Annotated in this window: 8 protein-coding genes; 6 read left to right on the top strand and 2 right to left on the bottom strand. The window is 70.8% G+C overall.

Annotation, left to right across the window (positions count from 1 at the left end; all coding sequences use genetic code 11):
- The first annotated feature begins 67 nt into the window (after nucleotides 1–67).
- Nucleotides 68–712: a hypothetical protein gene (locus HS104_21170; GenBank protein ID MBE7482481.1), complete on the top strand. Its 645-nt coding sequence runs from the start codon at nucleotides 68–70 to the stop codon at nucleotides 710–712.
- Between the two features lies 1 nt (nucleotide 713).
- Here HS104_21170 and HS104_21165 read toward each other — a convergent pair whose 3' ends face one another.
- Nucleotides 714–2624, bottom strand: a complete 1911-nt coding sequence (locus tag HS104_21165) for a chloride channel protein (GenBank protein ID MBE7482480.1) — start codon at nucleotides 2622–2624, stop codon at nucleotides 714–716.
- A 168-nt stretch (nucleotides 2625–2792) separates the two neighbouring features.
- Between HS104_21165 and HS104_21160 the strand changes: the two genes are divergently transcribed.
- The 5 genes from HS104_21160 to treS are packed head-to-tail and all read left to right on the top strand — an operon-like array spanning nucleotide 2793 to nucleotide 11763.
- Nucleotides 2793–3209, top strand: a complete 417-nt coding sequence (locus tag HS104_21160; GenBank protein ID MBE7482479.1) for a hypothetical protein — start codon at nucleotides 2793–2795, stop codon at nucleotides 3207–3209.
- 38 nt (nucleotides 3210–3247) lie between these two features.
- A complete protein-coding gene (locus HS104_21155) occupies nucleotides 3248–4159 on the top strand; it encodes an alpha/beta fold hydrolase (GenBank protein ID MBE7482478.1) in 912 nt (303 codons plus the stop codon).
- A complete protein-coding gene (locus tag HS104_21150) occupies nucleotides 4080–6422 on the top strand; it encodes a trehalose-6-phosphate synthase (GenBank protein MBE7482477.1) in 2343 nt (780 codons plus the stop codon). Before HS104_21155 ends, HS104_21150 begins: the two co-directional genes overlap by 80 nt.
- Nucleotides 6419–8515 (top strand): trehalose-phosphatase, encoded by a 2097-nt coding sequence (gene otsB / locus HS104_21145; GenBank protein MBE7482476.1) that lies wholly within the window; start codon nucleotides 6419–6421, stop codon nucleotides 8513–8515. The genes HS104_21150 and otsB overlap by 4 nt, the downstream gene beginning before the upstream one ends.
- A complete protein-coding gene (treS, locus tag HS104_21140) occupies nucleotides 8509–11763 on the top strand; it encodes a maltose alpha-D-glucosyltransferase (GenBank protein MBE7482475.1) in 3255 nt (1084 codons plus the stop codon). Before otsB ends, treS begins: the two co-directional genes overlap by 7 nt.
- Here the strand turns inward: treS and HS104_21135 are convergent.
- Nucleotides 11722–12885, bottom strand: coding sequence for a hypothetical protein (locus HS104_21135; protein MBE7482474.1), 1164 nt, complete (start codon nucleotides 12883–12885; stop codon nucleotides 11722–11724). The genes treS and HS104_21135 overlap by 42 nt on opposite strands.
- Nucleotides 12886–12926 lie beyond the last annotated feature (41 nt).

The raw sequence follows: 12926 nt of genomic DNA, 5'->3' as shown, positions 1-12926 counted from the left end.
GCGACGTTTCGAGCGGTAGTGCCCGCTCCCCTTCCGTTCGTTCAACGGCTGCCGCATACTCTCGCCGATGAGGCACTGGGTGGGCGCGCTGGCGCTGTTTGCGATGCTCGCCGGCGGCTGCGACGACAACGAGATCGAGGACGGCACCGGCGGCGCGAGCGCGAGCGGCGGCGGAAGCGGCGGCGGGAGCGGGAGCGGCGGCACGAGTGGGAGCGGCGGCGCGAGCGGCAGCGGCGGCGCGAGCGGCAGCGGCGGCGCGGCTGGAGACGCCGGCAACGACGCCGACGCAGCCGCGGACGGCGACGCCGAGATCGCCGCGTGCAACTACCTCACCCAGATCGGCCTACAGGTGGCCTCGACCATCTCGGCCGCGACCGTGCCCGTCGCGCAGGGCGGCACGCCGACCGGAGGCTTCTACGCTCTGACCGGGGCGACGCTGTACGGCGGGGCCACGGGCTCGACGTTCTGGCGCACGCTGCGCTTCGACGGCGCCGAGCTGAAGACGGTGGAGCGCGACGGGAGCGCCACCCAGGACTCGACCTCGACCGGGAGCTTCGTCGTTGCAGGGACGAAGCTCACGCGGAACCTGACCTGCCCCGGCGCGACGACGCAGGAATTCGAGTTCACCGCCACTTCGACCCACTTCACCGCCTACGAGAGCCAGGGCAGCGGCAAGCTGGTCGAGCTCGTGTACGAGTGGAAGTCGCCCTGACCTAACCCGGCCCCGCCTCCGCGCGCGTCGCCGAGCTCAGGTGGAGCTTCGCGATGTCGGCTTCGTCCAGGAAGCCGATGACCCGGCGCTCGGCGTCCACCACCGGGAGCTCCCGGAGCCCGCTCTCGACCAGCGCCTTGGTCGCGGTGTGCAGGTCGTCGTCCTGCCGGACCCAGACCGCCGGCTGCATCATGTCGGCGACGATGGTCCAGCGGGCGTCGTCGGCCTGCTGAGCCAACACGTGGGCGGCCTCCGAGGTCACCAGGCCGAGCAAGCGCTGCTCCGCGTCCACGACCGGGAAGACGTTCTGCCAGTCGGCGTCGCCCACCTTGTCGATGACGTCCTGCGCGGACGAGCCGGGTGAGAAGCTCGCGAAGGGGCGCCCCGACACCATCAGCTCGGACACGTGAGCCGTGCGCAGCATGTCGAGCATGATGGCGTCGCGGTGCACCGGGGAGTCCGCCAGCGTCGCCACCTGCGCCTCGTAGATGCCCTTCTTGCGCAACACGACGAAGGAGATCCCGAGCGCGAGCATCAGCGGTACGAGCAGGTCGTAGTTGCCGGCCAGCTCGCACACCAGCACCAGCGCCGCGAGCGGCACGTGGGCGATACCCGCGTAGAAGGCGCCCATGCCGACCAGGGCGAAGGCGCCCGGATCGATGCGCGGGTCGTGGAGCAAGAGCTGGGCGGCGCGACCGAAGGCGCCGCCCAGGAGGCCGCCGATGGCCAGCGACGGCGCGAAGTCCCCCGCTGAGCCCCCCGAGCCGATGGTCAGCGAGCTGGCGAAGATCTTGAGTAGCGCCAGCCCGACCAGTAGCAACACGCCGTTCCAGCCCAGCGGCAGCCAGCTGGCCCCGCTGATCGCCGCCTGTACCGCGCCGTAGCCGCCGCCCAGGATCCCGAGGCCCTGCCCGGGCTGCGTGGTCCCCGCGCCCAGCAGGGTGATGGCTGCCGTGGCCAGGATCCCCAGCGCGAGGCCGCCCAGCGCCGGCCTGAGCCACTCGGGCAGCGGCAGCTTCGAGAACCCGCGTCGCGTGGCGCCGAACACCGCGAGGAAGCCCACGGCGACGCTGGCGACTACCAGCGCCAGAAGGCCGTACAGCGGCAGGTGCGCCGGTACGAACGGGAAGCGAGGCGCGTGGGTGAAGAGGGTGCTCTCGCCGAAGATCGAGATCACCACCGAGTAGGCCGTGACGCTCGACAGGACCGACGGGATCAAGGCGTCGGACTCGAAGCCGTCGCGGTAGAGCAGCTCGACCGCCAGGAGCGCCGCGCCGAGCGGAGTGCGGAACACCGCCGAGATGCCCGCGGCCACGCCGGCCACGAGCAGGATGCGGCGCTCCCGGGCGGAGAGGCCGAGCGCGCGCGCGACGCTCGAGCCGATGGCGCCGCCGATCAACATCGTCGGGCCTTCGCGTCCGCCGGCGCCACCGGTGCCCAGGGTGAACAGCGACGCCAGCGGCTTGGCCCAGATCAGTCGGCGCCGCAGCATGCCGCCGCGATAGTGGAAGGCTTCGATGGTCGGATCGGCGCCGCCGCCGCGCACCTCCGGCACCCAGCGCGCCACCAGGCCCGCGCCGAGCCCGCCCAGCGCCGGGATCAGCACGAGCAGCCACGGGCGGAACGGCGTGCCATGGCCGCTGGCCGCGAACTGCTCGCCGCGCGCGCGCACCGGGACGTACCCCGCCAGATCTTCCAGCAAGAGCCGGCTCAAGTACTCCAGCGCGGCGAAGAACGCGGCTCCCGCCAGCCCCGCGGCGAGCCCCACCAGCGCAGCCTGGATCAAGGCGCGACCCAGGAAGCGGAAGTCCAGCGGCGCGCGTTCGGCGAACCCCAGCGGCACGAGCAGTCGTGGCCCGTTCAACAGCTCGCGCAGGCGCTGCGCAGCGCTCGCCAAGCCAAAGCGCGGCATGCCGCACTTCTAGTCGGGATCGGCTCTTCGGGAAAACAGCGCCACGCCAATATTTCCGGGTCGGTTTTGTCGGGCGCAAAAACTCCCCGAGCGGGTGCCGGCTTCTCCTGCAAAATCGCGGGGACGCGCGTCGGGTGCGGAATTTGCTGCTGCTCCGGGACAGCGGCAATGCCCTCTGCTCTCGCCATCGGTTCGGACTTCCTCCACATCGCCTTCATGGTCGTGTGGGCGGTGGGCTTGCCGCTTTTGGTTTGGCACCGCTGGCCGCGTCTGAGCTTGGCGTACACGGTGTACGCGATCCTGTTCGTGGTGACGTCGCAAGTCTCGCACTACTTCCTGGGCGAGTGCTTCCTGACCACGCTCTCCCGGGATCTGTGGGAGGCAGCGGGCGACGGCGCAGACGGCACCTTCACCGGCAGGCTCGTGAACATGATCGCGGGGGTGAGGCCGAGCACGGACACGGCGGTGCGGGTCTGGCAGATCGCCATCGTCGTCACTGGTGTGGCGGTCTGCTGGTCCCTGGTTCGACAGGTCCGCCGAGTGAAGCCCGGCGGAGGCGATGGATCCGTCGGTCATCCGTGCTGACGTGCACGTCGCGGCGGGGCGGCTAAGCTTCTCCCCGCATGCTTCGCTGGTTGTTCCGGGCCTTGGGTCTCGCGCTCGCCGTCTACTCGCTCGGCACGGTGACCTTGGCCTACGCCGTCGCGCACGCGCCCAACGGAAGCTCGTCGAGTCCCGAGGCCGACCCCTGCCCGGCCGAGCTCGAGTCCCGCGGGCGAGTCGAGGCCACGACCTACGGCGCGCTCTCGACCTGGTTGGTGGAGCCACAGCGCCCACCGCGGGGCACCCTGGTCGTGCTCCACGGCGTGCGCCTCGACAAGCGCAGCATGCTGCCCGCGGCCGAGAGCTTCGTGGACGCCGGCTACCGCGTGGTGTTGGTGGACCTGCGCGGGCACGGCCACTCCGGCGGCGGCTATCTGACCTACGGGATCGGGGACGCGCGGGACGTCTCGGCCTTGCTCGACGGCCTCGAGGCCCGCGGAGTCGCGCTGGGACCGGTGGGTGTCCACGGCTTCTCCTATGGTGCAGCCACCGCCCTCACGCTCGCCGCCACCGATTCGCGGGTGCGCGCGGTGGTCGCGGTGTCGTCGTTCGCGTCGCTCCGAGGCGTGGTGCGCGACTACGTGCGCTGGCAGCTGCCGGCGCTCGCTCCCGCGGTGCCGGACGTCTGGCTCGACTCGGCGGTCGATCTGGGCGCGCTCTGGGCCGGCTTCGACGCGGACGCCGCGGCGCCGGCGGAGTCCGCAGCGCGCATGCGTGCTTCGCTGCTCGTCGTGCACGGCAGCGACGACCCTCAAGTGTCGGTGGAGCACGCGCATCGCATCGAACGCGCGGCCGAAGGTCGAGCGCGGCTCTTGCTCCTGCCGGGGGAGACTCACGCCAGCATTCTGGCGGATGCGCGCGGAAACGTGCGCGCTGCGGCTCGCGAGTGGTTCGACGAGCACCTGCTCCAATTCCGCTCTCGTCAAAACTAGTTGGAGGACCGTCGAGCTTGAGTATGGTGGTCGACCCTTGTCGAAGACCACTCGCCTCGCTGTCGGGCTCGTCCTGGCGCTCGGCTTGCTCACTTGGGCAGCCTGGGCGCTGGTGCACCGCACGACTCAGGGCTGGTTCGAGAAGGACATCAACCTGCGCACGCAGCTCGCGTTCACCGGCGCCAACCGCTCGCTGACCCAGCACTGGAACAACTCGGCGGAGCTGACGGACGTGCTCTCGGAGCTCGCGCGAGACGAGCGGATCATGGCGGCGGCGGCCTGCTCGGGCTCGTTCGAGCTCCTGGCCAAGACCCGGGACTACCCCGCGGTGTTCTCCTGCCGCGGCCTCGGCGAGCAGATGCGCACGGTCGGCGGTGAGCTCGGCCAGCTCGGCGCGACCCACGAGCTGCCAGGCGGCGACGTCCACGTCTCCGCGATGCCGCTCGGCGCCGGGGCCGATTCCATGGGCTTCATCGTGCTGGTGCACGACCTCTCCTTCCTGAACCGGCGCGAGGCCACCGCGCAGCGGTTCCTACTCGGGGCGTTCGCGCTGCTCGCGGCGGCCGCTTCGGCCTTGACCTTCCTCGCCACGCGCTGGTCGTTCCGGCGCTGGAGCGAGGAGCTCCGCAGCGAGCTCGGCGGGCGGACCTCGTTGCGTCCGGAGTTCCGCCCCCTGATCGGCGACGTGCGTGCGCTGGTGGAGCGAGTGATCAGCGAGCGCGAGGCCGAACAGGAGTCCGGGGACTGGACGCCGGCCCGACTCAAGCAGACCTTGCAGCGCCATCTGCACGGCGAGCGCGTGGTCGTGGTGGCCAACCGCGAGCCGTACATCCACGAGCGTGTCCCTGACGGTGAGCCGCGCGTGGTCCATCCCGCCAGCGGCCTCGTCACCGCGCTCGAGCCGGTGATGCGCGCGTGCTCGGGAGTGTGGGTCGCCCATGGCAGCGGCTCCGCGGATCGCGACACCGTGGACGCTCACGATCGCGTGCTCGTCCCGCCCGGGGAGGAGTCCTACGCCATCCGTCGCGTCTGGCTCACCGAGGCCGAGGAGACCGGCTACTACTACGGCTTCGCCAACGAGGGCCTGTGGCCGCTCTGCCACATCGCCCACACCCGGCCGGTGTTCCGGGCCGACGATTTTGCGCAATATCAGGCCGCAAATCGCAAGTTCGTGGACGCGGTCTGCGAAGAGGTGGACTCCGACGACCCCATCATCCTGGTGCAGGACTACCACCTTGCGCTGGCACCGCGGATGATCCGCGAGCGTCTGCCCCGAGCCACCGTGCTCACCTTCTGGCACGTGCCGTGGCCGAACGCCGAGCGCTTCGGCATCTGCCCCTATCGCAAGGAAATTCTCGAGGGGCTCCTCGGGAGCAGCATCCTCGGCTTCCACACCCCGGCGCACTGCAACAACTTCTTCGACTCGGTGGATCGCTTCCTCGAGTCACGCATCGACCGCGAGAACGCGGGGGTGGTTCGCGGCGGGCACCGCACCTTCGTCCGTCCGTATCCGATCTCGGTCGAGTGGCCGGTGCACTGGCTCGCGGATCTGCCGCCTGCCAGCGAGTGCCGGAGGCGCGTGCGGGTCGAGCTCGGGCTCGGCGAGGACGCGCTGATCGGCGTCGGCGTCGATCGCCTGGACTACACCAAGGGCGTCGAGGAGCGCCTGCTCGCCGTCGAGCGGATGCTGGAGGCGCACCCGGAGTACCGCGGCCGCTTCAGCTTCATCCAGGTGGCCGCCCCCAGCCGCACCGTGCTCGAGCGCTATCGGCTGCTCAACGAGGCGGTCGTGGCGCTGGCCGAGCGCATCAACGAGCGCTTCGGCACCGAGGGCTACCGCCCCATCGTGCTGCTCCGCGAGCACCACGAGCCGCCGCGGGTCTTCGAGCTGTACCGGGCCGCCGACCTGGCCTACGTGAGCAGCCTCCACGACGGAATGAACCTGGTGGCCAAGGAGTTCGTGGCCGCGCGGGAGGACGAAGCCGGCGTCCTCGTGCTGAGCCAGTTCACCGGAGCGGCCCAAGAAATGCCCGAAGCGCTGCTGGTCAACCCCTACGACATCGAGCAGGCCAGCGTCGCCCTGGCGGCGGCGTTGTCCATGACGCCGGACGAACAACGCCAGCGCATGCGGGCGCTCCGCCGCTACGTCGCCGAGTTCAACGTGTACCGCTGGGCGGGTCGGATGCTGGTGGACGCGGCGCGCCTGCGGCGGCGGCAGCGCGTGCGCCTGGCGTTCGAGTCCGTGGACGAGGCGGCCGAATGACCCGGCACCTCTTTGCCAAGGACGGCCGCGCGCGACTGGCGGAGCTCGCGGCTCGCCGTCCGCTCCTGGCCTTGGACTTCGACGGTACGCTCTGCCCGATCGTCTCCGATCGCGATCGTGCGCGAATGCCTGCCTCGACGCGGCGGCTACTCGTCGCGGTGGCGCGCCTGTATCCGGTCGTCGTGGTGTCGGGGCGCGCCCGAGCGGACGTCGCCGGTCGGCTCAGCGGGCTGCCGCTCGCGGGCATCGTCGGCAATCACGGTGCCGAGGAGGTTGGAACCTCTGCCCCGTCGAGCGTGCGTCGCTGGCTCACTCGGCTCGAGCGCGAGCTCGCCGAGCTGCCGGGGGTCGAGATCGAAGACAAGGGCGCGTCCCTCGCCGTTCACTATCGGCGTGCGCCGCGGCCCACCGCTGCCTGGCGCGCCATCGTGGCCGCGGTCGATCGGCTCCCGGGCGTGCGCCGCGTGGAAGGCCACGCGGTGGTGAACGTCGTCCCCAAGCGGGCGCCCCACAAGGGCAGCGCCGTGTCGAGCTGGCGCCGCCGGCTCGGTGCCGACTCGGTCCTCTACGTCGGCGACGACGTGACCGACGAGGACGCGTTCGCCCTCTCCGGACCGCGCTTCCTCGCGGTCCGCGTCGGAGCCTCGCGCAGCACGCGCGCCAGCCATCACGTGAAGGACCAGTCCGAGGTGGAAGCTTTGCTCGCGGAGCTCGTGCGGCTACGCACGGCTCCGCGCCGGGCCTCGCCGGTCCTGCCGCTCGCGGCGCTGGCAGCGTCCTTGGCGCTCGCCGCCTGTCGCCGCGAGACGCCCGCGCCCACCCGTGCCGAGCCGTCCGCGGCACCCGTGGGCTCCGCCAGCGCCGCGCCGGCCCCTGCCGACGCCGCGCCCGAGGCGCGCACGCCGCTCAACGTGATCCTGATCTTCATCGACAGCCTGCGCGCCGACGTCTCGTGGACCGGATACCCGCGCCAGACCACGCCCCGCATCGACGCCTTCCGGCGCGACCACTGCGTGGCCTACGCGAACGGCTACTCGCTCTCGAGCTACACCGCCAAGAGCGTGGTGCCGGCGCTGGTCGGCGAATACCCGAGCGCCATGGAGCGGGACGCGTACTTCTTCACGCGCTACCCCGACGCGAAGAACCTGTTCGTGAGCGAGCGCGCGCAGACGGCGGGGCACCGCACGCTCTCGACGCAGGCGCACGGCTACTTCCTGCCCACCTTCCTCACTCACCAGGGCTTCGACGTGAGCCGCACGTTGCCCGGAGGGGTGGATCTGAAGGAGGTCGTCTCCGTGACCAGCGAGCCGCTCACCAAGCTGGCGATGGAGGAGCTGGGGAAGCCCGAGAACACCGCGCCCGGGGGCGGCAAGCGCTTCTTCGCCTTCGCCCACTACATGGACCCGCACCACACCTACGAGGCGCACGCGGGCTTCGAGCGCTACGGGCTCAAGCCGCGGGATCTCTACGACCACGAGGTCCTGTACACGGACCACTGGGTCGGCGAGCTGCTCGAGTTCCTGAAGCGCCAGTCGTGGTGGAAGGAGACGGCGGTGCTCATCAGCTCGGACCACGGCGAGAGCTTCGGCGAGCGCGATCACAACCGGCACGGGCACGAGCTGTGGGAGTCGGTGATCCGAGTGCCGTGGCTGCTCTGCGTTCCCGGCGCCAAGCCGCGTCTGGTGGAGGACGTACGTCGCAGCCACATCGACCTGGCGCCGACCATCGCCGATCTGATGGGACTGCCCGCCGAGCCCGCGTTCCGGGGCCAGAGCCTGGTCCCCGAGGTGCTGGGCGACAGGCCCGCGGAGAAGCGCCGCGTCATCGCCGACCAGCCGCGCGCCGATCTGATGGACCGGCGGCGGGCCGTCATCGACGGCGACTGGAAGATCGTCGCGTTCGGCGACGACAAGGCCTTCATGCTGTTCGACCTGGCGAGCGATCCCTGGGAGAAGGAGGATCTCTCGGCGAAGAAGCCCGAGAAGCTCGCGGAGATGAAGAAGATCTACGAGGAGGAGTCCGCGAAGATCCCGCTGGTCGAGGTTTTGCCCGGACCGGATCTGAAGGGCGCGCCGGCTCGGAGACGCTGGTAGTGACCTGGTACAAGGACGCCGTCTTCTACGAGCTCCGGGTGCGCGCGTTCCACGACGCGAACGGCGACGGCATCGGCGACTTCGCGGGGCTGACCCAGAAGCTCGACTACCTCTCCGATCTGGGCATCACCGCCCTCTGGCTCCTGCCGTTCTACCCGTCGCCGTTGCGTGACGACGGCTACGACATCGCCGACTACTGCGCGGTCCACCCCGCCGTCGGGACGCTCGAGGACTTTCGCGTCTTCGTGGACGCGGCCCACGCCCGCGGCATTCGCGTGGTCACCGAGCTGGTGCTGAACCACACCTCCGACAGCCACGCCTGGTTCCAGCGCGCGCGGCGTGCGCCGCCCGGCAGCACCGAGCGCGACTTCTACGTCTGGAGCGACACGCCCGATCGTTACGCCGACGCGCGCATCATCTTCACCGACTACGAGAACAGCAACTGGGCCTGGGATCCGGTGGCCAAGGCCTACTACTGGCACCGCTTCTTCTCGCACCAGCCGGATCTGAACTTCGACAACCCCGAAGTCGCCCGCGCCCTGTTCGACGTCGTGGACTTCTGGCTGGAGCTCGGCGTGGACGGCCTGCGGCTCGACGCCGTCCCCTATCTGTTCGAGCGCGAGGGGACGAGCTCGGAGAACCTCCCCGAGACTCACGCCTTCCTACGCGCCCTGCGCCGCCACGTGGACGAGCGCTTCCCCGGGCGCATGCTACTGGCGGAGGCCAACCAGTGGCCGGAGGACGCCGCCGCCTACTTCGGCGACGGCGACGAGTGCCACATGGCGTTCCACTTCCCGATCATGCCGCGCTTGTTCCTGGCGCTGCGCATGGAGGACGCCTTCCCGATCCTCGACATTCTGGAGCAGACGCCGCCCATCCCAAAGGACGCGCAGTGGGCCGTGTTCCTGCGCAACCACGACGAGCTGACGCTCGAGATGGTGACCGACGAGGAGCGCGACGTGATGCTGCACGCCTACGCCCGCGAGCCGGAGATGCGGGTCAACGTCGGGATCCGGCGACGGCTCGCGCCGCTGCTCGAGAACAACCGGCGGCGTCTGGAGCTGATGAACGCGCTCTTGTTCTCGCTGCCCGGCGCCCCCGTCCTCTACTACGGCGACGAGATCGGGATGGGGGACAACATCTACCTCGGCGATCGCAACGGCGTGCGCACGCCCATGCAGTGGAGCCCCGATCGGAACGCCGGCTTCTCGCTCGCCAATCCCCAGCGACTGTTCCTGCCCCCCGTGGTCGATCCGGAGTTCCACTACCAGACGGTGAACGTCGAGAACCAGCAGCGGAACCCCAGCTCGCTGCTCTGGTGGACGAAGCGCCTGATCGCGCTCCGGCGCCAGTACCCGACCTTCGGGCGAGGCAGCTTCGAGCCGGTCCAGTCCGGCAACCGCGCCGTGCTCGCGTTCGTGCGCCGAGACGGCGAGGAGCGCCTGCTCGTGGTGGCGAACTTGTCGCGCTTCGTGCAGGCGGCGGCGCTGGAGCTGGGAGGGCTGCGCGGGCTCGTCCCCGTCGAGCTGTTCGGCGGCGCCACCTTTCCGACCATCGGCAACGGGCGCTACCGCGTGTCGCTGGGCCCGCACGACTTCTACTGGTTCCACCTGCAATCGAGCGCCGCGCCCAGCCCCGAGCCGCCGCCTGCTCCCACGCTCACGGTCGCGCAGCACTGGTACGAGCTCCTCGAAGCGCGGACGAAAGCCGCGCCGCTCGAAGCCCAACTGGAGAGCTGGATCGCCGGGCGCCGCTGGTTCCGCGGCAAGACGCGCAAGGTGCGGGTGCGCGTCGCCGGCAGCGTGGAGCTCGACGCGGTGCGAGACACGCGCCTGGTGATGCTGGAGGCGACGCAGCGCGGAGGCTCTCCGGACGTCTACCTGATCGCGCTGCGCGCCGCGCGCGAGGCTCACGAAGCTCCTCTGGCGCTGGTGAGACGAAAGGGCAGCGAGTGGAGCCGCTCGCTGGTCGAGGTCAGCGACGACCCCGAGCTCGGCAAGAGCTTGCTGGCGCTGGCGCGCGCAGGCCGGCGCACCAAGGCGCCGCTCGGCACGCTGGTCGGGAGCGTGAGCCCCGAGGTCGCGGACCAGACCATCGAGAGCGCCCGCCGCGCCTCCGCGGATCAGAGCAACACCTGTTTTCTGCTCGGCAACGATCTGGTCTGCAAGCTGGTGCGCTGCCTGGAGGGCGGTCCGAGCGTCGAGGTGGAGGTCCTCCGCGCGCTCGCTCCCCGCGCTGCCGAGCTCGGCGTCCCCGAGCTGCTCGGGAGCTTGGACTTACTCGGCGCGGACGGCACGCTGCAGACGCTGGCGAGCTTCACCCGCTTCATCCCGAATCAAGGCTCGGCCTGGCAGCTCACCCTCGACGAGATCCGCCGCTTCTTCGAGCAAGCGTTGGTGCGTCGGCTGCCGCCGCCCGCGAAGAAGCGCGGGAGGGGCAAGACCGGCGCGCGCCCCGACGCCGAGCTGCTCGGCGCGTTCGCCGAGATCGCCGAGCGGCTCGGGCGGCGCACCGCCGAGCTGCACCTGGCCCTCGCCGCCTGCCAGCACCCGGACTTCGTGCCGAAGGCGCTGAGCGCGCGGGCGGAGTACCAAGGGCGGCGCACGCTGACGGCGCGCTCGCTCGACCTGCTCGAGCGCGAGCTGCCGCGCTTGCCGGAACAAGCGGCGGGCCTCGCGCGAACGGTGCTGAGGAAGCGACGGGAGATCCAGTCCCGCATTCGCCTCGGGTCGCGCTCCACCGGCATCCGCGTCCACGGCGACTACCACCTGGGTCAGGTGCTGTTCACCGGCAAGGACTTCGCCATCGTGGACTTCGAAGGCGAGCCCGCCCGCAGCTTGGCCGACCGCCGCCGCCGCCGCCCGGCCCTCACCGACGTGGCGGGCATGCTCCGCTCCTTCCAGTACGCGCTCCAGAGCGTGCTCAGCGCCGACGTGCCCACCATCGGTGCGCGACCGGAGGATTTGGCCTTCCTCGCGCCGTGGGGCGAGCGCTGGCTGGAGGGCGCGAGCGCGGCGTTCGTGGCGGGCTACCTGGCTCGCACCGCGGACTCGGGGCTCGTGCCTGCGGACGCCAAAGACCTCCAGCGCGAGCTCGACGTGTGCCTGCTCGAGAAGGCTCTGTACGAGGTCGCGTACGAGCTGGACAACCGCCCGGCGTGGGTGTCGGTCCCGCTCACCGGGCTCGTCGCGCTGCTCGAGCGTGGCTCAGGTCGCGCCGGGGACCGGCGAGCGCGGCACGAAACCTAGACCCACTCGCAGCTCCACGCTGCCCACGCCGCTGCCGGGTAGGGGTGGAAGGACGACCGTGCGAGCGAGCTGCTCCAGCTCCGCCACGAACGCCCGGTCGTCGTAGTCGCTCTCGACGTCCACCCGCAAAGGCTGGCCGCCTGCCGCATCGAAGTCGAAGAGCACGGTGGACGAGCCGATCCACCCGGCGACGTGACGCTGGTGCAGGGCTCGAAGCTCCTCGTTCAACCGACCGAGCACGTTCCGGACGACGTTGTCGAACGAGGTCAGCGCGCCGCCGACGACCGGCTGGGACACGACGAGCTCGAGGGCCTCGGGGTGCTCGGCGCGCGTCGCGACGCCGCGTGGTGGCGGCTTCACGATCACGTCGGCGTTCTCGTGCAGGCCGGTCTTCACCAAGCGAAAGCAGCCGGCAGAGGCGGAGAGCAGCCCCTGACTCTTGCCGGCCTCGTGGCTGCCGACGGGCTTCGACGCCGAGAACCAACCCGCCGGCGCGCGCCGCGCCTGGCAATACAGCTCGTGATCGAAGGCGGCGCGCTCTTCGACGCGGCCCGAGTGCACGTGCACCGTGGGGAAGAACAGCTCGGCCGGCGCTCGCGTGCGAAAGGCGAGCGCCATCGGGTGGACCTTCTTGGTCTCCGCCGCCCGGCGGCGTCCGAAGCCGAGCGACTGCCAGAAGCCTTGCTTCTCGCCCCGCAGCTTGAAGACCGCGAAGCCGAAGTCGCGGTACTGCGGCAAGCGTTGCCAGATCTCCGGGGCCACGACGAAGCGCGGCTCCAGGCGCCCGAAGTCCGCGAGGCTCGGCACGAAGGAGGCCTCGAAGTCACCGACCTGGTGCACCACCAGGTGCTGCACCGCCCGCGACGCGCCGAAGGCCTGACCCGAGATCGGCTCCGGGAACGCGCTCCGCAGGTCGTCGAAGAACCCGGGATAGCCCGACAGGTCGATGAAGCGGAGCCCGGCCTCGCCGTGCCCGGGCTCGACGGGCAGCGGGAGCACCATCGCGACGTCGCCGAGCGCGGCGAGCTCCATCTCGTAGGCGAGGAGCTGCTCGCCGCCCTCGACGCGAGCGAAGATCTTGGTCGCGGCGACGTGGCTCACGGGCTGGGAGAAGATGCACATGGTCCCGGCCCATGTTCGGCGACTCCGACGGCACGGGCAAC

Source organism: Polyangiaceae bacterium (assembly GCA_015075635.1).
In the GTDB taxonomy this organism is placed as follows: domain Bacteria; phylum Myxococcota_A; class Polyangia; order Polyangiales; family Polyangiaceae; genus JADJKB01.
Note: the sequence above shows the minus strand (reverse complement) of the source record. Positions and strands in the feature narration are given on the sequence as shown.